This window comes from Ruegeria atlantica, from assembly GCF_947495585.1.
GTDB lineage: Bacteria > Pseudomonadota > Alphaproteobacteria > Rhodobacterales > Rhodobacteraceae > Ruegeria > Ruegeria atlantica_G.
In genome coordinates, this window is the sequence record NZ_CANLZK010000003.1 from 219,337 (window position 1) to 240,125 (window position 20,789).

The 20,789-nt window shown below is 56.4% G+C and carries 19 protein-coding genes and 1 tRNA gene; 12 read left to right on the forward strand and 8 right to left on the reverse strand.

The features are described 5' to 3' along the window. Window positions 1-29 precede the first annotated feature (29 nt). Window positions 30-106, reverse strand: a tRNA-Pro gene (locus QMP16_RS08730). Window positions 107-200: 94 nt separating this feature from the next. After that, window positions 201-1,316 carry a THUMP domain-containing class I SAM-dependent RNA methyltransferase gene (locus tag QMP16_RS08735; protein ID WP_282152049.1) on the reverse strand — a complete coding sequence of 372 codons (1,116 nt, stop codon included), beginning with the start codon at window positions 1,314-1,316 and terminating at the stop codon, window positions 201-203. 288 nt (window positions 1,317-1,604) lie between these two features. Here QMP16_RS08735 and QMP16_RS08740 point away from each other — a divergent pair, with 288 nt between their 5' ends. From QMP16_RS08740 to nqrF, 6 genes are read left to right on the forward strand one after another with little or no spacing between them, the layout of a single operon-like run. Then, on the forward strand, window positions 1,605-2,948 hold the full coding sequence (locus tag QMP16_RS08740; RefSeq protein WP_282152050.1) for a Na(+)-translocating NADH-quinone reductase subunit A: 1,344 nt from the start codon (window positions 1,605-1,607) through the stop codon (window positions 2,946-2,948). 5 nt (window positions 2,949-2,953) lie between these two features. Next, window positions 2,954-4,162, forward strand: a complete 1,209-nt coding sequence (locus QMP16_RS08745; RefSeq protein WP_282152051.1) for an NADH:ubiquinone reductase (Na(+)-transporting) subunit B — start codon at window positions 2,954-2,956, stop codon at window positions 4,160-4,162. Beyond that, window positions 4,155-4,970, forward strand: a complete 816-nt coding sequence (locus QMP16_RS08750; protein ID WP_058272102.1) for a Na(+)-translocating NADH-quinone reductase subunit C — start codon at window positions 4,155-4,157, stop codon at window positions 4,968-4,970. The genes QMP16_RS08745 and QMP16_RS08750 overlap by 8 nt, the downstream gene beginning before the upstream one ends. Next, window positions 4,970-5,623: an NADH:ubiquinone reductase (Na(+)-transporting) subunit D gene (locus QMP16_RS08755; protein WP_058277140.1), complete on the forward strand. Its 654-nt coding sequence runs from the start codon at window positions 4,970-4,972 to the stop codon at window positions 5,621-5,623. Before QMP16_RS08750 ends, QMP16_RS08755 begins: the two co-directional genes overlap by 1 nt. Continuing rightward, on the forward strand, window positions 5,623-6,231 hold the full coding sequence (gene nqrE / locus QMP16_RS08760; protein WP_058272100.1) for an NADH:ubiquinone reductase (Na(+)-transporting) subunit E: 609 nt from the start codon (window positions 5,623-5,625) through the stop codon (window positions 6,229-6,231). The genes QMP16_RS08755 and nqrE overlap by 1 nt, the downstream gene beginning before the upstream one ends. A gap of 10 nt (window positions 6,232-6,241) precedes the next feature. Further along, on the forward strand, window positions 6,242-7,465 hold the full coding sequence (nqrF, locus tag QMP16_RS08765) for an NADH:ubiquinone reductase (Na(+)-transporting) subunit F (protein WP_058277141.1): 1,224 nt from the start codon (window positions 6,242-6,244) through the stop codon (window positions 7,463-7,465). Between the two features lie 44 nt (window positions 7,466-7,509). Here nqrF and tviB read toward each other — a convergent pair whose 3' ends face one another. From tviB to QMP16_RS08780, 3 genes are all read right to left on the reverse strand, one after another. After that, window positions 7,510-8,793, reverse strand: coding sequence for a Vi polysaccharide biosynthesis UDP-N-acetylglucosamine C-6 dehydrogenase TviB (tviB, locus tag QMP16_RS08770; RefSeq protein ID WP_282152052.1), 1,284 nt, complete (start codon window positions 8,791-8,793; stop codon window positions 7,510-7,512). A gap of 12 nt (window positions 8,794-8,805) precedes the next feature. Next, window positions 8,806-9,819 (reverse strand): GDP-mannose 4,6-dehydratase, encoded by a 1,014-nt coding sequence (locus QMP16_RS08775; protein WP_282152053.1) that lies wholly within the window; start codon window positions 9,817-9,819, stop codon window positions 8,806-8,808. Between the two features lie 83 nt (window positions 9,820-9,902). After that, window positions 9,903-10,427: a CBS domain-containing protein gene (locus tag QMP16_RS08780; RefSeq protein ID WP_058277144.1), complete on the reverse strand. Its 525-nt coding sequence runs from the start codon at window positions 10,425-10,427 to the stop codon at window positions 9,903-9,905. Window positions 10,428-10,801: 374 nt separating this feature from the next. Between QMP16_RS08780 and QMP16_RS08785 the strand changes: the two genes are divergently transcribed. The 6 genes from QMP16_RS08785 to QMP16_RS08810 all read left to right on the forward strand — a co-directional run bounded on the left by QMP16_RS08785 (window position 10,802) and on the right by QMP16_RS08810 (window position 17,923). Beyond that, window positions 10,802-11,827 (forward strand): FAD:protein FMN transferase, encoded by a 1,026-nt coding sequence (locus tag QMP16_RS08785; protein ID WP_282152054.1) that lies wholly within the window; start codon window positions 10,802-10,804, stop codon window positions 11,825-11,827. Window positions 11,828-11,842: 15 nt separating this feature from the next. After that, the gene (nqrM, locus tag QMP16_RS08790; protein WP_058277146.1) at window positions 11,843-12,079 is read left to right on the forward strand and encodes a (Na+)-NQR maturation NqrM; all 237 of its coding nucleotides are present in this window, start codon (window positions 11,843-11,845) and stop codon (window positions 12,077-12,079) included. Window positions 12,080-12,154: 75 nt separating this feature from the next. Beyond that, window positions 12,155-13,828: a sulfatase-like hydrolase/transferase gene (locus QMP16_RS08795; RefSeq protein WP_282152055.1), complete on the forward strand. Its 1,674-nt coding sequence runs from the start codon at window positions 12,155-12,157 to the stop codon at window positions 13,826-13,828. Between the two features lie 103 nt (window positions 13,829-13,931). After that, window positions 13,932-15,449 (forward strand): 2,3-bisphosphoglycerate-independent phosphoglycerate mutase, encoded by a 1,518-nt coding sequence (gene gpmI / locus QMP16_RS08800; protein WP_282152056.1) that lies wholly within the window; start codon window positions 13,932-13,934, stop codon window positions 15,447-15,449. Beyond that, window positions 15,446-16,576, forward strand: a complete 1,131-nt coding sequence (locus QMP16_RS08805) for a murein hydrolase activator EnvC family protein (RefSeq protein ID WP_282119417.1) — start codon at window positions 15,446-15,448, stop codon at window positions 16,574-16,576. Before gpmI ends, QMP16_RS08805 begins: the two co-directional genes overlap by 4 nt. 6 nt (window positions 16,577-16,582) lie before the next feature. Then, the gene (locus QMP16_RS08810) at window positions 16,583-17,923 is read left to right on the forward strand and encodes a S41 family peptidase (RefSeq protein ID WP_058277149.1); all 1,341 of its coding nucleotides are present in this window, start codon (window positions 16,583-16,585) and stop codon (window positions 17,921-17,923) included. Window positions 17,924-17,971: 48 nt separating this feature from the next. On the opposite strand, the gene QMP16_RS08815 is transcribed toward QMP16_RS08810, so the two are convergent. The 3 genes from QMP16_RS08815 to QMP16_RS08825 all read right to left on the reverse strand — a co-directional run bounded on the left by QMP16_RS08815 (window position 17,972) and on the right by QMP16_RS08825 (window position 20,721). Next, window positions 17,972-19,498, reverse strand: a complete 1,527-nt coding sequence (locus QMP16_RS08815) for an MFS transporter (RefSeq protein WP_282152057.1) — start codon at window positions 19,496-19,498, stop codon at window positions 17,972-17,974. Between the two features lie 90 nt (window positions 19,499-19,588). Next, the gene (locus tag QMP16_RS08820) at window positions 19,589-19,948 is read right to left on the reverse strand and encodes a hypothetical protein (RefSeq protein WP_282152058.1); all 360 of its coding nucleotides are present in this window, start codon (window positions 19,946-19,948) and stop codon (window positions 19,589-19,591) included. An 11-nt stretch (window positions 19,949-19,959) separates the two neighbouring features. Next, a complete protein-coding gene (locus tag QMP16_RS08825) occupies window positions 19,960-20,721 on the reverse strand; it encodes a DUF6478 family protein (protein WP_282119420.1) in 762 nt (253 codons plus the stop codon). Window positions 20,722-20,789: the final 68 nt, after the last annotated feature.

Here is a 20,789-nt window from a genome sequence, read left to right on the forward strand (position 1 = left end):
CAAAGGCGCCCTTGGGCGCCTTGTTTTATTGGTCGGAGTGAGAGGATTCGAACCTCCGACCCCTGCCTCCCGAAGACAGTGCTCTACCAGGCTGAGCTACACTCCGACCGTGGCGCGTGATCTATACTTGCATTTTTGGATGTGCAAGGGGGTTTCCGTGTCGTTTGTGCGAATTGCCTTCGTCGTTCCCGGGCATCGGATCAGGTTAAAACACCAGTTTGATACAGTCGGATTTTGGTGCCACCGTGGTCCACAATTGGCCCGGGGGGCAACAGCGGCAGGCGGGTGGATCGGGCCAGGCCTGCGTTGCTGGTCACGATACCGATACGCCAGCCCTTGAACTTGGTTTGCAGTACCTTGCCCAAGCTGCCGTAAACGGATCGCAGGCGTTTTTCATCCCCGATCCGGGCACCATAGGGTGGGTTGACAATAACAAGACCTGCGGCATCCGACGGGGGTTTTATGTCGCTGACCGAGCGCGCCTGAAAAATGGTGAAATCGGCAACCCCGGCCCGGTCAGCGTTTTTGGTCGAGGCCTCAATCGCTCCGCTATTGCGGTCTGAGCCATGAAAAACGACGTCCGGTTTGGCCAAAGGTTGTTGCTGGCGCATCGAGGACCAGGCGTTGGGGTCAAAACTTGGCAGATTTTCAAAGGCAAAGCTGCGAGAACGGCCGGGGCGCAGCCCCAGCGCGATTTCGGCGGCTTCAATAACAAAGGTGCCAGAGCCGCACATCGGATCCAAAACTGGCTCGGACCCATCAAATCCGCACTCTCGGAGGAACATTGCCGCCATCGTTTCGCGCATCGGGGCTTTGGCGACAGCCGGTTTGTGGCCGCGTTTGTGCAAAGGCTCGCCGGAACTGTCGATCGAAAATGTGCACAGGTCCTTTTCGATGCGCAGCAGGACGCGCACGGCCGCATTGGGCGAAACCGGTGCGCCCAGAGTTTCCGTAATTGCCACTTCGATACGTTGCCGGGCGGCCCCTGCATGGTAGATTCGGGATTTTCGACTTGTCGCTTCGACTTTGACGGGCACATCGGGGCGCAAAAAATCGGACCAGGGAAATTTTCGGGCCCGTTTATCCAGTTGTGCCAAATGAACTGCGGGAAATCCGCCCAATCGCACCAGAACCTTGTTCGCACCGCGCAGACACAGGTTCGCGCGCCAGACTTCAGGCCAGCCGCCGCGACAGGTGACGCCGCCGGGTACCGGCTTTGTATCTGCGAATCCCTGCTCGACCGCTTCGGCATGCAGCGGGGCTTCAAGGCCGGGCGTTGCCACCAGAAAAATCTCAAAATCGTTGTTTGGTTCCATCCCGGGTGCTTACACCGGAAGTGTTGCGGGTGCGATATGCAATTTCAACAGGTTCAAAAGGCAGTCCTTCAAGTTAATTTGACAAAATATCGGCAATTTAGGCAGCAACGGGTTTGCGTTTGGCAACATCCCCGCGTAAAGGGACCGTGATCAAAACGAAGCTTGGAATGAAAACAGGTGCTATGCGCCTTTTTTGCTCTCAGGCTCCCACATACAGATCGTTTTGTGCCACTATGCAGTGGTGGGAACGATGTGTTGCAGGAAAGAGGCTTGGAAGACAGTAGCGACATGCAAACTTTCAAACTGAAAAAAGGGTTGGAGCTGCCGGTGCAAGGCGCGCCAGAGCAGACGATCCAACCGGGTCCTGAATTCAGGTCTGTCGGGGTTTTGGGGGCTGATTATCTGGGCCTGAAACCGCGCATGCTGGTTCAAGAGGGTGAAGAGGTTCAGCGGGGCACACCGTTGTTTTGCCACAAGGACGTGCCCGAGGCGATGATGGTCGCCCCGCTCAGCGGCAAGATCGTGGCCATCAACCGTGGTGCGCGTCGGGTGTTGCAGAGTGTCGTGATCGAAGTCTCGGACGTCAACGACACAGGTCTGGATTTCTCGGCTGTGGGCAATGCCGATACCGCCGAGGGCGTGACCGAACGTCTATGTGCGGCTGGCCTGTGGACCGCTTTCCGCACGCGGCCCTATTCCAAGATGCCCGCACCGGGTACCATGCCCACGGCAATTTTCGTGACAGCGATGGATAGCGAGCCTCTGGCCGCTGATGCCGCGATCATTATCCAGGATGCAGGTGACGCCTTTGCTGTCGGCCTGAGCGCAGTTGCCAAGCTGACCGAGGGCAAGACGTATCTGTGCCAAAATGAGGGCGCAGCCCTATCGGGCGCCGACGTTCCGGGTGTTGAAACCGCAGCATTTTCCGGACCGCACCCCGCAGGCCTGGCTGGAACCCACATCCACTTCCTTGAGCCGCTGGCCGGCGAAAAGCAGGTTTGGACAATCGGCTATCAGGATGTCATCGCGATTGGCCGTCTGATGCAAACGGGCCATCTGGATCCGAACATCGTGGTTGCCCTTTCAGGCCCCGGCGCGCGTCAACCCCGCCTGATCCGCACCGTCATGGGGGCCTCGACCGATGATCTTACCCGTGACGAAATCAATGTGGACGGCACGGCCCGTGTGATCTCGGGCTCGATCCTGTCGGGCCGTCATGCAGAGGGGCCACAAGCCTACCTGGGCCGTTTCGCGCGTCAGATCAGCATCATCCGCGAAGACCATGATCAGCATACGTTGGGCTGGATTCTTCCAATGCCGTCGAAATACGCGGTTCAGCCGGTTCTTGGCTCGGCCTTTGCCAAGAAGCTGTTTGCATTCACGTCAAATCTGAATGGTGGACGCCGTGCGATGGTTCCGACCGGTACATTCGAACAGTTGATGCCGCAGGACTATTTGCCGACGCAATTGCTACGCGCTTTGCTGGTAATGGACACCGATACTGCACAGGCGCTAGGTGCGCTGGAGCTGGACGAAGAGGACCTTGGCCTTATCGGCTTTGCCTGTCCGGCGAAATATGAATATGGGCTGGCGCTGCGCGACTGCCTGACAAAGATTGAAAAGGAGGGCTGATCCGAATGGGTTTGCGCAACTTCTTTGACCGGATCGAGCCGAACTTTACCAAAGGCGGCAAGTACGAGAAGTATTTCCCCATCTACGAGATGGTCGAAAGCTTCATCTACACTCCGAAAACCGTAACCTCCGTTGCACCCCATGCGCGGTCCTACGTGGATATGAAGCGGATCATGACATATGTCGTGATCGCCACGATCCCCTGTATCCTGTGGGGAATGTACAATACCGGCTTTCAGGCAAACTCGGCCATTGCCGCGCTTGGACCCGATTCAGCCACTGGCTGGCGGATCGCCATCCTGCAGATGTTCGGTATCTCGCTGAACCCCGCCAGCATCTTTGCCAATGTGATGCACGGGATGATGTATTTCCTGCCGATTTACATCGTCACTCTGGTTGCAGGCGGTATCTTCGAGGTCATCTTTGCGACTGTTCGCGGCCATGAAGTGAACGAGGGTTTCCTTGTAACTTCCATGCTTTACACGCTAATCTTGCCCGCATCTACGCCACTTTGGCAGGTTGCGTTGGGCATCATCTTCGGGGTGGTGATCGGTAAAGAAGTCTTTGGCGGCACTGGCAAGAACTTCCTGAACCCAGCACTTGTCGGTCGTGCGTTCCTTTACTTTGCCTATCCGGCGAACATGTCGGGTGACACGGTCTGGACCCCGGTTGATGGCTTTTCAGGCGCGACGGCGCTGTCGGTATCCGCCTCAGAAGGATATCAGGCGTTGGCCACTGAGGGGCTGACATGGTGGAATGCGTTTCTGGGTCAGATGCAGGGCAGCTTTGGTGAGACCTCGACCCTGGCTTGTATGATCGGTCTGGCATTCCTGCTGATGACGCGCATCGCCAATTTCCGCCTGATTGTCGGCTGTCTGGCTGGGACCATAGGTCTGACGCTGCTGTTCAACCTCATTGGGTCGGATACCAACCCGATGTTCGCGATGCCATGGTACTGGCACGTCGTCGTCGGTGGTTACGCTTTCGGTCTGGCTTTCATGGTGACCGAGCCCGTTTCAGCCAGCCATACCAACATGGGCCGGTATATCTACGGTGCTCTGATCGGTATCATGGTTGTGTTGATCCGTGTGGTGAACCCCGCTTTCCCCGAAGGCATGATGCTGGCAATCCTGTTCGGTAACGTCTTTGCACCGCTGATTGACTACTTCGTCGTTCAGGCAAACATCAAACGGAGGGCGCGTCGCCATGTCTGATACGCAATCCCCAGAACCCAAGGGCGCGATTGCCAAGTTTCTGGCGGCCTCGCCGGACTCGGTCGGTAAAACGATCTTTATCGCCGTCGCCGTTTGTCTGGTGGCCTCGATGGTTGTGTCAGCCGCAGCCGTAAGCCTGCGCCCGGTCCAGGAAGCCAACGCGCTGAAGGACAAGCAGATCAACGTTCTGCAGGTAGCTGGTGTTTACGAACCCGGCACCGACGTGTCCGAGGCATTCGCCGCATTCGAGCCGCACGTTGTTGAACTTTCGACGGGTGAGTTCGTCGACGACCAGTTCGATCCCGCAACATTCGACGATCTGGCCGCCGCAAGCGATCCAGAACTGAGCGTCGCGCTGGACGATGACCCGGCTGGTATTGGTCGCAAGGCGTTGTACCGTGTTGTCTACCTGCTGCGCGACGAATCCGGCGAGTTGGACAAGGTGATCCTGCCGCTGCACGGCTATGGTCTGTGGTCGACGCTTTATGGCTTTATCGCGCTGGAAAACAACGGCAACGATATCTACGGCCTTCAATTCTATCAGCACGGCGAAACCCCCGGTCTTGGCGCCGAGGTGGACAATCCGCGTTGGAAAGCGTTGTGGAACGGCAAGAAGCTGCGGGATGATGCCGGTGATCTGCAGATCACAGTATCCAAGTCGCAACCTGCCGCTGGCCCCGACTTTTATGTAGATGCGCTGGCCGGTGCCACGCTGACCTCGGTTGGCGTTGATAACCTGGTGAAATTCTGGATGGGTGATGCGGGCTTCGCTCCGTTCCTGGCCAAACTGCAAGCAGGAGAGTTCTGATGTCCCAGACCAAGAGAGAGATGCTGGTCGACCCGCTTGTCGACAACAACCCGATCACACTGCAGGTGCTGGGTATCTGTTCGGCACTGGCGGTAACCTCTTCGCTGCAGGTTTCCTTCGTGATGGCGCTGGCGGTTACCTTCGTGACCTCGTTCTCGTCCTTCTTCATCTCATGCCTGCGCAACCAGATCCCGGGCTCGATCCGGATTATCGTCCAGATGGTGATCATCGCCTCGCTGGTGATCCTGGTGGATCAGGTTCTCAAGGCTTACGCCTTTGAGATTTCGAAAACCTTGTCGGTTTTTGTCGGTCTGATCATCACCAACTGTATCGTGATGGGCCGCGCCGAGGCATTTGCGATGAAGAACCCGCCTGTCGCGTCCTTCATAGATGGTCTGGGCAACGGAATGGGCTACGGCCTGATCCTGCTGCTGGTCGGTTTCATTCGTGAGCTGTTCGGCAACGGATCGCTGTTTGGCGTCACCATTCTGCAGACCGTCAACAATGGTGGCTGGTACGTGCCCAACGGCATGCTGCTGCTGCCGCCGTCCGCGTTCTTTATCATCGGTCTGATCATCTGGGCCTTCCGCACATGGAAGCCGAACCAGGTCGAAGAACGTGAATACAAAATTCAGCAGGTAGAGGCCCACTGATGGAAGGTCTGATTTCACTGGCCGTGAAGGCCATCTTTGTTGAAAACCTCGCACTCAGCTTTTTCCTCGGGATGTGTACCTTCATCGCCGTGTCCAAGAAGATCTCGACCGCGCTGGGTCTGGGCATCTCGGTCATGGTCGTTCAGGCGATCACCGTTCCCACGAACAACCTGCTGCTCAGTTATCTGCTGAAGCCCGGTGCGTTGGCCTGGGCGGGTTTCCCTGATGTGGACCTGACCTTCCTTGGTCTGATCTCCTACATTGGCGTGATCGCGGCGATGGTGCAGATCCTTGAGATGGTTCTGGATAAGTACTTCCCGCCGCTCTACAACGCGCTGGGGATCTTCCTGCCGCTTATCACAGTGAACTGCGCCATTCTGGGGGGATCGCTGTTTATGGTCGAGCGTGACTATAACTTTGCCGAAGCAGCCACTTATGGTGTGTCTTCGGGCTTTGGCTGGGCACTGGCGATCACCGCTATGGCGGGTGTTCGTGAAAAGCTGAAGTACTCGGATATTCCGGATGGCTTGCAGGGCCTTGGCATCACTTTCATCACCGCGGGACTGATGGCGATGGCCTTCATGTCTTTCTCGGGCGTGAAGCTGTAAGGAGGGACGAATGGAAACTTTTAGCCTGGGCGTCGTCCTTTTCACCCTGATCGTTGTCGCTTTGGTGGCCCTCATCATGGCCGCCCGTTCGAAACTGGTATCGACTGGCGATGTGAACATCACAATCAACGGCGAAAAAACCATTTCCGTTCCCGCAGGTGGCAAATTGCTGCAGACACTGGCGGCCGAAAAGCTGTTTGTGCCTTCTGCCTGCGGCGGTGGTGGCACCTGTGCGCAGTGCCGCGTGCGTGTTCATTCAGGTGGCGGTTCGATCCTGCCGACTGAAGAAAGCCATATCACCAAGCGCGAAGCGTCTTGCGGCGACCGCCTGTCCTGTCAGGTTGCGGTCAAGCAGGACATGAACATCGAAGTTCCCGAAGAGGTCTTTGGCGTTAAGAAATGGGAATGCACAGTTCGCTCGAACGAAAACGTGGCGACCTTCATCAAAGCGCTGACCCTGGATTTGCCCGAGGGCGAGGACGTGAATTTCCGCGCTGGCGGATACATCCAGATCGAAGCCCCTGCGCATGCGTTGAAATACACTGATTTCGACGTGGAAGAGGAATACCGCGAAGATTGGGACCGCTTCAATCTGTGGCAGTATGAATCGGTTGTGAACGAACCGATCGAGCGCGCGTATTCAATGGCCAACTACCCGGATGAAAAAGGCATGATCATGCTGAACGTCCGCGTTGCCTCGCCACCTCCCGGTTCCGAAGGTATCCCAGCAGGTCAGATGTCGTCTTACATCTTCAACCTGAAACCGGGTGACAAGGTCACCATCTCGGGCCCGTTTGGCGAGTTCTTTGCCCGCGACACCCAGAAAGAGATGGTCTTTATCGGCGGTGGCGCCGGTATGGCGCCCATGCGCAGTCACATCTTCGACCAGCTCAAGCGTCTGGAAAATCGCGACCGCAAAATCAGCTTCTGGTACGGCGCACGGTCCAAGAAAGAGATGTTCTTTGTCGAGGATTTCGACACTCTGGCCGAGGAATTCGACAACTTCGAATGGCATGTTGCCCTGTCGGATGCGCAGCCAGAGGACGATTGGAAAGGCTACACCGGCTTTATCCACAATGTTCTGTTCGAAGAATATCTCAAGAACCACCCCGCACCTGAGGACTGTGAGTTCTACATGTGTGGCCCTCCAATCATGAATCAGTCGGTCATCAACATGCTGCTGGATCTGGGCGTGGACCGCGAAGACATCATGCTCGACGATTTCGGCGGGTAAGAAACAAAGAACCGGCGCTCATACGCGCCGGTTTTCTTTTGTGCTCAAAGGCGAAGGTCGCTGGCCTCTAACGGTAGGACCGACTTGACGTCGAAGACCACGCTTGTGTCTTTTCCGAAAGCACTGATTTGCGCGGGCTCGACATTCAAAAACTCTCGATGTGCGACGGCCAAAACGACGCCGTCATAGGCGTGTTCCTTAGGGGTGTTGACCAGGGAAATGCCATACACGCCCTGTGCTTCGGAGGCATCGGCGTGCGGGTCATGCACATCGACCTCAATACTATAATCCTTCAGTTCGTCTATGATGTCGACGACCCTGGTGTTGCGCAGATCCGGGCAGTTTTCCTTGAATGTCAGCCCCATGACCAGCACGCGAGCTGATCCGACGTCAATCCCGACGCGAGTCATCCGCTTCACCAGTTGCGACACCACATAGCTGCCCATGCTGTCGTTCAGGCGTCGCCCGGCCTGAATGATCTGTGGATGATGGCCGACCGCCTCTGCCTTATGTGTCAGGTAGTAAGGGTCAACGCCGATGCAGTGACCGCCGACCAGGCCAGGACGGAAGGGCAAAAAATTCCACTTGGTACCAGCTGCGCGCAGAACGGCATCAGTATCAATGCCCAGACGTCCAAAAATCATTGCCAGTTCATTGACCAGCGCGATGTTCAGGTCGCGTTGGGCGTTTTCGATAACTTTCGCGGCTTCGGCTACGCGGATGCTTTCCGCTTTGTGCGTACCTGCCGCGATAATCCGGCCATAAAGCGCATCTACCAGATCGGCAACTTCGGGTGTCGAGCCCGAGGTCACCTTGCAAAGGTCCGAGATCCGATGGGCCTTGTCACCCGGATTGATCCGCTCGGGGCTGTATCCGGCAAAGAAGTCCTTGTTGAATGTAAGCCCTGAAACCCGTTCGAGGACCGGCACACAGTCTTCCTCGGTTGCACCTGGATAGACCGTAGACTCGTAAACCACCAAGTCACCTTTTTTCAAGATATGTCCGACCGTCTGGGACGCACTCAGCAAGGGCGACAAATCCGGTTGTTTGCCCGCCGTGATTGGCGTTGGAACCGTCACAATAAAGGTATCACATCCTGCCAGATCGGAAGGTTCCGAAGTAAAGGTCAAACCTGTCGCTGCGTTCAGATCATTGGGCTCAACTTCCTGAGTGCTATCCTGCCCCGCGCGCAACGCGTCAATGCGTTTGGCATTGATATCAAACCCAATGACCGGGCCCACCCCGGCAAACGCCACTGCCAGTGGCAGGCCGACATAACCCAGGCCGATGACGGAGATTTTACGGGAATTGGGGTTTGTTTCGAGCATGCGGCACTTAGTTCATTTTCCGTGATAGTCGCGGAACCATTCCACGAACTGGGCAATCCCGACCTTGAAATCGGTTTGTGGGCGATACCCGGTTAAGCGCTGCAACAGATCGGTATCGGCCCAAGTGGCCGGGACATCGCCCATCTGTATGGGCATATAGTTTCTGATTGCTTTCTTGCCGACAGCTTCTTCGATCGCCTCGACGAAATCCAACAGGCGCACTTTGTCGCCATTTCCGATATTGACCACGCGCCAGGGCGCTACGGGCGAAAGGCTGTCGCCTTCTTCGATGTCATCCGCGCTGTCGGGGCGCACGGGCGGGCTGTCAATCAACAGCCGGATTCCGCGGACAAGATCACCCACATTGGTAAAATCGCGATACATGTCGCCATGATTGTAGATATCGATCGGACGGTCATCCAGAATGGCATCCACAAACTTGTAAAGCGCCAGGTCCGGCCGCCCCCAAGTGCCATAAACGGTAAAAAACCGAAACATAGTTGTGGGCAGGTTCCAAAGATGCGCGTAGGAATGGCCCATGGCCTCGTTGGCCTTTTTGGTAGCTGAATAGATGGTCAGAGGCGTGTCGGCCTTTTCGACCTCGGTGAAGGGCATCACCTCATTCGCGCCATAGACCGACGAGGTGGACGCCATCAACAGGTGTTCAACCTTATGTTCGCGGGCAACCTCCATCACGTTGAATGTGCCCACAATATTCGAGTCGATATAGCTGCGCGGATCCTCCAGGCTGTAACGCACGCCTGCCTGACCAGCCAGGTGCACAATCACGTCAGGCTTAAAGTCATCTCCAACCTGTTTGAGTTTTTCGTGATTTTCCAGCAAGTCCTCGGTAACGGAAAACCCAGGGTTTTGCAGCAGCATTTGATGCCGGCGGTTTTTCAACGCGACATCATAGTAATCGGTCATCCCGTCATAGCCGTGCACCCGGAATCCTTCCGAAAGCAACAGTTTTGCAAGATGGAACCCAATGAATCCCGCTGTACCCGTTACCAGAACGTGCTTCATTTACCCTCGACCTATAACCGAACAAATTTTGGCATCAAGGATACTGTCAGTCAGCCAAGGTCAAGGGATTTCTGCCGGAAGGATCAGCCTACGATCATTTGTTTCATGCGTAACGCTTCATACTCGAGCTCTTTCAGCCGGAAATGAACAACGTCACCGATTGTGACGACGCCGCGCAGTTTGCCGTCGCCAACAACGGGCATGTGGCGAAAACGTCCTTCGGTCATTGTTTTCAGGACATCATTCAACAAATCGTCTGGTGAACATGTCTTGACCTCGCGCGTCATCAGATCTTCGACGGACTGCGGCAGGGTCTGGCCGGGCGTGTCAGCCATGCGTCGGACGATGTCACGTTCGGACAGAATACCCTGAAGGGTGCCGTTCTGGTCGGTCACGACCACGGCACCAATCCGCTTTTCACTGAGGGTATTCACGACCGAATGGATCGTGTCGTTTGGGCGCACCGCAAATACAGCATCCCCTTTACCCGCAAGCAATTTTGCCACCGTCGTCTGCGAGTGCGACAGATTGGATTCAACCGATTGGCTATGCGTGCTTGTATCGGTCTTGTCGCCGCGGGTAGGGGGCTGATATGAGGTTGGGGCCATTGGCAATCTCCTCTTATTTTTGAGATGGCTTCCCTTACACCTTACCGCAGCAATGCGGTCTGTATAGGGTGCAAATGTCCAAACCGGGGAAAACTGCCGCTAAACAAGGATATCCGGCCTTTTGTCTGACTTGTACCTTACCCCGCCCGTCGCAGTGCTGATTTTCTTTGCCGTAGTCGTGTGCGGGCATAACTTTAGAATGGCTTGGAAACAGCAGGCTGTCGGCTGGCAAAAGAAAGCTTGGCTATTTGGTGTGCCTGCCGGCATCGGGCTGCTTATGTTGGGCTTCCTGCCGCTAAAGCTGTGAAGTCGGTTTGACTCTGCAAGGGGCCGCTGGCATATGCCGGGCACGGTTTTCCTCTGGAGGTCTCTCGATGCGCCTTTTGCCTGTTCTGGCTGTTGCAACACTTGTTTCCGGATGTCTCTTTGACAAAGAACCCGAGGTTGTGCGCCTGTCCGGTGAGACCATGGGTACCACATTCAACATCACCGCTATCGGCACGGATGTGGATGAGACTGCATTGGGCTCTGCCGTCGAAGAGACGCTGGCAGACGTGAACGCCAAGATGTCCAACTGGGACCCCAACTCAGAGGTTTCGACATTTTCGGCGTCGTCCAGCACGGAACCCACCGAGGTTTCCGAAGAATTTGCGCTGGTCATAGGAGCAGCGAATGACGTGCACGATAAATCGGGCGGCACGTTCGACGTAACGCTTGGCCCGCTGATCGAACTGTGGGGCTTTGGTCCGCGCAAGCCAGAAGATCCGGTGCCATCAGATGCCGAGATTCAGGCGGCGCTGCAGAGCGTTGGGCAGGAACGCCTGCTGACGTTGGACAGCGACAACGGAACTTTGGCCAAATCAGATGCTGACGTGGGCATCAACCTGTCAGCAATTGCCAAAGGATATGGCATCGACGCGGTGGCTGCGACGCTGCGCGACGCTGGGATCGAAAACTATATGGTCGAGATCGGCGGTGATTTGGTCACCATGGGCCAGAACGATAAAGGTGAGGCCTGGCGGATCGGGATCGAAAAGCCCGAAGCGGGGGCCCAAAATCTGCAGTTGGTAGTTGAGCTGGACAACCTCGGGATGGCAACCTCTGGCGACTACAAGAATTTCTTTGAACAGGACGGCGTGCGGTATTCGCATATCATCGACCCAACAACAGGTCGTCCGATCACGCATCGCACGACCTCGGTCACGGTTCTGGCCGAAAATGCGATGATGGCGGATGCCTGGGCGACGGCAATGCTGGCGCTGGGTCAGGATAAGGGCCTGGAACTGGCCGAAGAACATAAACTTGCCGTGTATTTCATCTCGCGGGATGTGACAGGCGGTGACGATGCCTATATTACGGTTCACAGCACTGCGTTCAAAGACGCACTAGGCACCAACTGACAGGTAGGAACCGGGATGAGCACCTTTATCATAGCTTTTTTTCTGCTTTTGATCATCGTAGTTGGCATGTCGCTGGGTGTCATGCTGATGGGCAAGACGATCAAAGGTAGCTGTGGTGGTCTGAATGCGATTTCAGGCGCGGACAAGTGCGTGGTCTGCCAAAAGGATGTCGACCCGGACTCGCCCCTACGCGATCAGTTGCAGTGTAAACGCGCCAAAAAGATGCTTGAGCAGATGGAGCGTCAGGCTTAAGCCCAGATTGCGCTTCGCTATAGTGTTGGAAATGGCTAAATAGACCCCTGAGACATCTTGGGGGAGGGCGCGGGTTTGGCCAAAGCCAAAAACATCCTGTTTATCATGTTCGATCAGTTGCGCTGGGATTATCTCAGCTGTTACGGGCATCCGCATTTGCAGACCCCCAACATTGACCGGCTGGCATCCAAGGGTGTGCGCTTTGACCGGGCCTATATCCAGTCCCCTATTTGCGGCAGCTCGCGCATGTCGACTTATACCGGCCGCTACGTACATTCACACGGTGCCTCATGGAATGGCATTCCGCTGAAAGTTGGTGAAATCACGATGGGGGATCACCTGCGCAAGGCAGGCATGGACTGCTGGTTGGTCGGCAAGACCCATATGCGCGCAGATGCGGAAGGCATGGAGCGGCTGGGGTTGGAGCCCGACAGTCTGATTGGCGCGCGCGTCGCGGAATGCGGGTTTGATGTATATGAACGCGATGACGGTATGCTGCCCGAAGGGCTCGACGGTTTTTATGATCCCGATGGTGCGAAGGAATACAACAAGCATCTGGCTGCAAAAGGGTATGAGAGTGACAATCCCTGGCACGACTTTGCCAATTCGGGTCTGGATGAGGACGGCAATGTCCTGTCCGGCTGGTTTTTGAAGAACTCGACCGAGGCGGCCAACATAGCGGAAGAGGACAGCGAAACCCCTTATCTGACCGGACGTGGCATCGAATTCATGGAGGCCCATGATGGCCCGTGGTGCTGCCATCTGAGCTTTATCAAGCCGCATTGGCCATACATCGTGCCGGAACCTTATGCCTCGATGTACGGGCCGGAACATATTCTGCCGGTCGTGCGCTCCGACGCGGAACGTCAGAATGCGCATCCGGTGCTCAAGGCATTCATGGGTACTAAAGTCGGGCAAACTTTCTCGCGGCAGGATGCGCGGGATGCGGTGATCCCGGCCTATATGGGACTGATCAAGCAGGCCGATGACCAGATGGGTCGCCTGTTTGAATGGATGGAGAAAACCGGCCGGATGGAGGACACGATGATCGTGCTGACATCCGATCACGGCGATTTTCTGGGCGATCACTGGATGGGCGAGAAAACGTTCTTTCAGGACGCATCAACCAAGGTGCCACTGATCATCTATGACCCTTCACCCGAAGCAGACGGAACGCGTAGCACCGTCAGCGATGCACTGGTCGAATCCATCGACCTTGCTCCGACATTTGTGGATGTGGCGGGCGGTGAGATCGCAGGGCATATCCTTGAAGGGCACTCCTTGCTTCCGATCCTGCATGGGCAGCAGAACGAAACACCCCGCGATGTGGTGATTTGTGAGTACGATTACTCTGCATCACCAATTGCAGACATGCTGAATGCCTCTGTCCGGGACGCAGTCATGTTCATGGCGGCCAACAAAAAATGGAAGCTGATCCACTGCGAAGGCGGCCATCGGCCTATCCTGTTTGATCTGGAAAATGACCCTAACGAGCTTGTCGATCTGGGGAACAGTCCCGATCACGCCGATATTACTGCCAAAATGTACGACCACCTGTTCGTTTGGACACGCCGCCAGTCGCAGCGCACGACTCGGTCGGAACAACAGCTGATTGAGATGCGGAGCAAAAGCCGGGGCAGGGGGATCGTGGTCGGGGTCTATGATGAAAACGATGCGCCGCTGGACCTGACCGTTAAGTATCGCGGTCGCACGGCGCGTCCGTATACGGATTTGATAAACAAGGGTTGAGCGGACTAAGTATTAAATCTGCACAACCGCGCACAAAATAAGGTTCAATTGCCCGAGGGCAGGCGATACAAGACCGACCAGAGCAGAAATCCGGAGAGCCGCAATGACCGCCCCCAAACCCGTCGTCCTGTGCATTCTTGATGGTTGGGGCCTGTCCGAAGACACTCGGTCTAACGCGCCATTTCTTGCAGATACTCCGACCTTTGATGCGGTCATGACCAATGGGCCGCACGCAACCATAATTACACATGGCCCGGATGCAGGCTTGCCCAGCGGCCAGATGGGCAATTCCGAGGTAGGTCACACCAATATCGGGGCGGGCCGCGTTGTTGCGATGGATCTGGGGCAGATTGACCTGGCGATTGAAGACGGCAGCTTTTTCGACAATGCCGCATTGCAGACCTTCATCGCAAAGGTGAAGGCAGCAGGTGGAACGGCGCATCTGATGGGTTTGGTCTCGGACGGTGGTGTCCACGGTCATTTGAACCACATCGTCGCTGCTGCCAAGGCGATCACCGATGCGGGCGTTCCGGTGGCGTTGCACGCCATGACGGACGGGCGCGACGTCGCTCCGAAATCGGCATTTACCTACCTGTCAGAGCTTGAAGATCGTTTGCCCGACGGGGCGCATATCGTCACGGTTTGCGGGCGGTATTTTGCAATGGATCGGGACAACCGCTGGGAACGCGTCAGCGAGGCTTATGATGCGATGGTCAAAAGCCAGGGTCGGGCAGCCACAACCGCGCATGGCGCTGTGGATCACGCATATAACCAGTCTGAAACCGATGAGTTCATCGCTCCCACTGTTCTGGAAGGTTACGACGGCATTCAGGATGGTGACGGGTTTTTCTGCCTGAATTTCCGAGCGGACCGCGCCCGTGAAATCTTGCGCGCGATTGGCGAACCGGGCTTTTCGGACTTCGATACCGGACCGCGCCCGCAGCTTTCCGCCCTGTTGGGAATGGTCGAATATTCCGACGGTCACAATGCCTATATGACAACCGTATTCCCCAAGCGGAAAATCGTGAACACATTGGGTGAGTGGGTTGCCAAGAAGGGGTTGCGTCAGTTCCGTCTGGCCGAGACCGAAAAATACCCCCATGTCACATTCTTCCTCAATGGCGGCAAGGAAACGCCCGAGGAAGGCGAAGACCGGTTTATGCCGAAATCGCCTAAAGTGGCCACCTACGACCTGCAGCCCGAGATGTCTTCGGCCGAAGTGACGGCGACGTTTGTCGAGGCGATCGAGGCAAACTATGACCTGATCATCACCAATTATGCCAACCCCGACATGGTTGGTCACACGGGTGATCTGCAGGCCGCAATCAAGGCATGTGAGGCCGTCGATCAGGGCTTGTCGCAGGTTGTCGCGGCGCTGAACAAGGTCGGTGGCGCGATGATCGTCACTGCGGATCACGGCAATTGCGAGGTCATGGTTGACCCCGAAACCGGCGGGCCGCACACCGCGCATACTCTGAACCCGGTTCCCGTGGCGCTGGTCGGTGGGCCAAAAGGTGTCTCTCTGCGAAGCGGCCGCCTTTCCGATCTGGCCCCGACGCTGCTAGACCTGATGGGTCTTGAGCAACCGCCCGAGATGACGGGGAAGAGCCTACTGTCATGAGGATGCGCGCGCTTATCTTTGCGATGTGTTTTGCGTCGCCTGCCAGCGCGCAGAATGATCCGTCCACGGCGGCCTTGAATGCGGCGCGCATGCTGGAACAGGCCTCGATCAACCTGACCGAAGCCGACGGGGCCCGCGATCGCGTGCGCGCCCTGACTGAAACTATCCAGGCTTATGAGGCCGGGCTTTCAGCGATGCGGGACGGGTTGCGCATGGCAGCGACCCGCGAGGCACAGCTGACAGCAGAATTGCGGTCGCGGGAACAGGAGGTCGCGCAGCTGCTGGGTGTATTGCAGACCATTGAGACCACGGCACCACCCGTTCTGATGCTGCACCCGTCCGGGCCCCTAGGTTCCGCACGGGCAGGCATGATGCTGTCCGAAGTTACTCCCGGACTGAACGCACGCGCGCAGGCACTGGCCCATGATCTGCAAGAGGTCCAGACCCTTCGGAAACTTCAGCAAAGTGCTGCAGACACTCTGGTCGAAGGGTTAACCGGTGTGCAAAACGCGCGCACCAGCCTCAGTGAGGCCATCGCTGACCGCACGGATTTGCCCCGTCGCTTTGTCGAAGATCCGGTTCGCACGGCCATCCTGATTTCATCAACCGAGACGTTGGACGGCTTTGCCAGTGGATTGTCCGAAATCTCGGAAGGAGAAATTGCCGAAACAGATGCGGATGTCTCTGACCGCAAGGGGCGGATTGAATTGCCGACCCAAGGCGTAGTTTTGCACCGCGCGGATGAGACTGACGCGGCTGGTGTGACGCGCCCCGGTGTGGTTCTGGCCACCCGTCCTCGGGCAATTGTTACAGCGCCGACTGCGGCAACGATCCGGTACCGTGGACCATTGCTGGAGCTTGGGAACGTCATGATCCTCGAGCCGCAACCGGGCTTGTTGTTCGTGTTCGCCGGGCTGCAAGACGTTTACGGAGACATGGGCGAGGTGATCCCCGAAGGCACTCCGGTGGGTTTGATGCCGGGTGAATCGCCCGAAATCGGCGCAATTTTGTCAACAAGCAGTGATGGCACTGGAACTGGCCGGTCAGAAACGCTCTATATAGAGGTAAGACAGAATAATAGCCCCGTGGACCCGGAATCATGGTTTCGGACCGACAAGGATGGATAAACGAGTATGAAGAAATTTCTGATGGCCGGTCTGGCCGGAACCGTGGCAGGTGTAATCGCAACTACACAAATTGCTGGTCCTTTGCTGGCGCAAGAGGCTGACCGGAAGGCCAGCGTGTACGAGCAACTGGATCTGTTCGGGGATATTTTTGAACGTATCCGCGCCCAGTATGTCGAAGACGTGGAGCCGGAAGAGCTGATCGAAGCGGCCATCGACGGTATGCTCACGTCGCTTGATCCGCATTCCAGCTACCTTTCGCCAGATGATGCTGAGCAGATGCGCGTGCAGACACGTGGCGAATTCGGTGGATTGGGCATCGAGGTCACGCAAGAGGAAGGCTATGTCAAAGTTGTCTCGCCGATCGACGATACCCCGGCAGATGAGGCGGGGATCGAAGCGGGTGATTTCATCACTCATGTCGATGGGGAAAGCATCCTTGGCCTGACATTGGACAAGGCCGTCGATCTGATGCGTGGCCCGGTCGGGTCGGAAATCGTGATCACCGTCGTTCGTGAGGGCGAGCAAGAGCCGTTTGATATCACCATCATCCGGGACACCATCAAGCTAACAGCCGTGCGAGCCCGAACCGAAGGTACCAGCGTTGTTCTGCGCGTCACCACTTTCAACGACCAGACTTTCCCGAACCTGCAGGAAGGCCTGAATGAACAGATCGAAGAAGCTGGTGGTCTGGACAAGGTCAATGGCTTTGTTCTTGACCTGCGGAACAATCCCGGCGGGCTGCTGACCCAGGCGATCAAAGTTTCGGACGCGTTCCTGAACGAAGGCGAGATCGTGTCCACCCGTGGTCGTGACCCAAGCGACGGTGAGCGTTTCAATGCAACAGCGGGTGATCTGGCCGAAGGTAAACCAATCGTTGTCCTGATTAATGGCGGTTCCGCCTCTGCGTCGGAAATCGTGGCCGGCGCGCTGCAAGACCACCGTCGCGCGATCGTTGTCGGCACCAAGAGCTTTGGCAAAGGATCCGTGCAAACGGTTATGCCCTTGCGTGGCGATGGCGCGATGCGCCTGACAACCTCGCGCTATTACACGCCCTCGGGTAGGTCGATTCAGGCGCTTGGCGTCAGCCCTGACATCATCGTCGAGCAGCCGCGCCCTGCGCCGGATGCCGAGGAAGAGGAAGCCAACGCCCGCACGCGGTCCGAAGCTGATCTGCGCGGTAGCCTGAACAATGACAGCCTCAGCGAAGATGAAATTCGTCAGATCGAAGAAGACCGCGCCAAAGCCGAAGCCACGGCTGAATTGCGGGAAGAGGATTATCAGCTGGCCTACGCCATCGACATCCTCAAAGGTTTGTCGGCGTTCAATCCCAACGGACCGTCTCAGTAAGACAAACAGGGCCGCCGATACTGGCGGCCCTTTCTGCAAAGGCCGGGATCAGCCCTCAACCTTGTGCAGCTTTTCTTCGTCAAGCATCATCGCCAGAACAATGCCTATCGAGACCGAGATGGCCGCAAAAATAAAGGCCATGTTCATACCTGCATCGAATGCGACGGCGATGGCGGATTTGACCTTTTCGGCTTCTGCCGAGCTTAGCTTTTCCATGATAGCGCGGGCCGTACCGGTCGAAAGCGTTCCACCGTTGATCGCCTTTTGGTCGGTTACAGACATGTTGATCCCATCCGCAACCAGCTGTTTGCTGAGGCTGGACAGGCTGACGACATACATTATTGCGGTCGCGAAGGCGACGGATATAGCGCCGTATACCAGATGGGTCATAAAGCTCAGCCCGCCGACAAGTCCAGCGCGTTCAGGTTTGACGGCGCACACGGCTGCAGTGCCTGATGGCCCAACCGTCAGTGTTGCGCCCAGCCCGATCATCGCCATGCCGGGCAAAATCTGAAAATATCCCATCCCCGCCGGCAAGATAATAATGCTGAGAGCGCCGGTCGTTGCGATCAAATACCCCCAGAACAGCAGGCGCTTTGGCCCGAAATCATTGTAAAGAGTACCCGAAACAATCGAGCCGACGGCCAGTAGGAGTGTTAGCGGGGCAAGCCCAATTGCCGACTCAAACACGGACCACCCAAGGACCTTTTGCATGTATTGAGGGAAGTACAGCAGCCCGACAAAGGCCGCCGACACGTTGAACATGTTCAGGCCCAGCGTGATCCTAAACTCGCGGTTCTGCATCATTTGGGGCAGTAAAAGAGGCTCTTTCACGCGCTTCTCGACCTGTGGGAAAAAGAAGAACAGCGCGGCGCTGACGAAAAACAACATCAGAAGCGGGACAGACGTCCAGCCCCAGTCCGCACCGATGTCCAGCCCGTAAAGCAGCAAAAGAACGGCAAACGAAAGAATACCTATTCCGGCGAAATCGATATGTTCGCCCTGTTTGTGTTGAGTTTCACGCTCCATAAGGATCAGGGCCGTAACCATCGAAATGGTCGAAAACAACACGTTTGCAAGAAAGAACAAGCGCCAGTCGCCAAAGCTGACTGCGGCGCCGCTTATGAGAGGACCAAAGACATTGCCGCTGGTCACACCGGCGAGGATCATACCCATGATCATGGCGCGGTGTTCGGGGCGCGAGACTTTGGTGGCGCCAAAAGCAAGCGTGCAAGGCCAGACGCAACCCGAACCAATCCCCTGCAAAGCACGCGCGGCGATCAGGAAATCGAGACTGGGAGAGACAAAGCACATGACGGACGCAAATAGAAAGATTGCCAGCCCGATGATCATCATCTTGCGATGCCCGAACATGTCCCCCATGCGCCCCCCGGCGACCATGGTCATGGCAAAAAACAAGGCGTAGATGTTCAGAACCCACTGGGTGCTGGTAATATCAGCGTCAAAGCTGTTTTCGATGGCTGGGACAAGAATAAGAGCGCCGGTAAAGTCGATACCGATCCCGAACCCTGTCACCATCAGAGCGATGACCTTGACGATACTGCTGCGGTCCATTTTCGCACCCGGGTTGCTTCGGATGACATTTATGATGCACGGATTTCGCCTGAAAGATAGACAAAGCCTTGGAAACGAAGAAAACCCGGATCAGTCCGAAGGTGCCTGAGACCGTCTAAATGCCCGTTTCAACAAGTCCAGTTCTCCCCGCAACAAAGCGATTTCGGTCCGCAAATCATCCGCGGCTGATGCACCCGCAATGATTGTGAATTCACCGATCTTCTGTGATGTGTTTGAATCGGCTATTACAAAGCAATGCACCCCGTCGGCAATCGCGGTTGATGGCACCGGCACACTCAGCTCCCAACCACCATCAGTGGCGGTCATGAGTACACCCTCCAGCGCCTGCCCCATGTAACGGACTTCGACGTGCGGTTCAGTGTCGGCCTGCAGGTACCCGCGCCAGATGCCGTTTTCGAACAGGGTTGGGGTCAAGGTTGGTTGTGTCATGGCCAATGCTCTCACATGTCGGCGCGGTGGTGGCGACAAAGGGTCAGGTCCCGCAGAACTATGCGGTTCATCGCCGGATTGGTCAGAACCAGATCCAGCCAGATCTTGTCTATACGCCGTTCGTTCAGCGGCAAATTGGCAAGATCGAAATCCAGAACATTCGAACTTGTCGACAAATCTAGAGACCGTGGAACGGAATCGGTGTTTGGGCCGTGCTGAATATTCAGTCGCGCGGTCACGTCCAGCGGACGTTCTGTTTCAATCTGGGCATCGACCCGCATCAAGTGCTGCCGCGTCAGGCCTTGCACAGCCTCAGGCGGCAAATCCAGCGACACGGAAAGGAATGACCCCGCAAAGCCAAATACTTCGACGCCAAGTCCAAAAGCGGCCAGGTCCTTTTCGTCCATGTTTCGTGCCTGTCGCACACTGATCTCGGATAGAGCGCAGTCATGGAATATCTTTACCTGTTGATCCAACTCGACCTTACGCGGGATTGAGGCGAGACCAGGCCGGGGCAAGGGACCCCGCCACAAATCAGGTCGCCAGCACCAGTCAGTACCTAGCGGCTTGGGGAATTGCTTTGATCCAATCAGGGGCAGCGTCAGTCTTTCGTTTGCTTCCCGTAGCAAACGGTCCAATTGCGCACGCAGTTTGCGCGCCTCGTCGCGCTGTTGACGCAATTGGGGGTTCGTGGCCCCGGCCGCGTCTTGAACGGCCCGTTGCCAACGCGCAATAGTTTTGCGGTGTAGATATCGCTCCAGAAGTTTGCCCATGATCCCATCGTCTGAACTTGACCTTCTTTAGTCAAAGACAACGGCGAGGATAAGGCCGAATTGGTGAA

Coding starts and splice junctions, on each gene's coding strand:
- QMP16_RS08810 (WP_058277149.1), top strand. CDS start 16,583: ATGAAGAAATTTCTGATGGCCGGTCTGGCCGGAACCGTGGCAGGTGTA.
- nqrM (WP_058277146.1), top strand. CDS start 11,843: ATGAGCACCTTTATCATAGCTTTTTTTCTGCTTTTGATCATCGTAGTT.
- QMP16_RS08780 (WP_058277144.1), bottom strand. CDS start 10,427: ATGGCCCCAACCTCATATCAGCCCCCTACCCGCGGCGACAAGACCGAT.
- QMP16_RS08755 (WP_058277140.1), top strand. CDS start 4,970: ATGTCCCAGACCAAGAGAGAGATGCTGGTCGACCCGCTTGTCGACAAC.
- QMP16_RS08750 (WP_058272102.1), top strand. CDS start 4,155: ATGTCTGATACGCAATCCCCAGAACCCAAGGGCGCGATTGCCAAGTTT.
- nqrF (WP_058277141.1), top strand. CDS start 6,242: ATGGAAACTTTTAGCCTGGGCGTCGTCCTTTTCACCCTGATCGTTGTC.
- QMP16_RS08805 (WP_282119417.1), top strand. CDS start 15,446: ATGAGGATGCGCGCGCTTATCTTTGCGATGTGTTTTGCGTCGCCTGCC.
- QMP16_RS08825 (WP_282119420.1), bottom strand. CDS start 20,721: ATGGGCAAACTTCTGGAGCGATATCTACACCGCAAAACTATTGCGCGT.
- QMP16_RS08745 (WP_282152051.1), top strand. CDS start 2,954: ATGGGTTTGCGCAACTTCTTTGACCGGATCGAGCCGAACTTTACCAAA.
- QMP16_RS08815 (WP_282152057.1), bottom strand. CDS start 19,498: ATGGACCGCAGCAGTATCGTCAAGGTCATCGCTCTGATGGTGACAGGG.
- QMP16_RS08735 (WP_282152049.1), bottom strand. CDS start 1,316: ATGGAACCAAACAACGATTTTGAGATTTTTCTGGTGGCAACGCCCGGC.
- tviB (WP_282152052.1), bottom strand. CDS start 8,793: ATGCTCGAAACAAACCCCAATTCCCGTAAAATCTCCGTCATCGGCCTG.
- QMP16_RS08775 (WP_282152053.1), bottom strand. CDS start 9,819: ATGAAGCACGTTCTGGTAACGGGTACAGCGGGATTCATTGGGTTCCAT.
- QMP16_RS08740 (WP_282152050.1), top strand. CDS start 1,605: ATGCAAACTTTCAAACTGAAAAAAGGGTTGGAGCTGCCGGTGCAAGGC.
- QMP16_RS08820 (WP_282152058.1), bottom strand. CDS start 19,948: ATGACACAACCAACCTTGACCCCAACCCTGTTCGAAAACGGCATCTGG.
- QMP16_RS08785 (WP_282152054.1), top strand. CDS start 10,802: ATGCGCCTTTTGCCTGTTCTGGCTGTTGCAACACTTGTTTCCGGATGT.
- gpmI (WP_282152056.1), top strand. CDS start 13,932: ATGACCGCCCCCAAACCCGTCGTCCTGTGCATTCTTGATGGTTGGGGC.
- nqrE (WP_058272100.1), top strand. CDS start 5,623: ATGGAAGGTCTGATTTCACTGGCCGTGAAGGCCATCTTTGTTGAAAAC.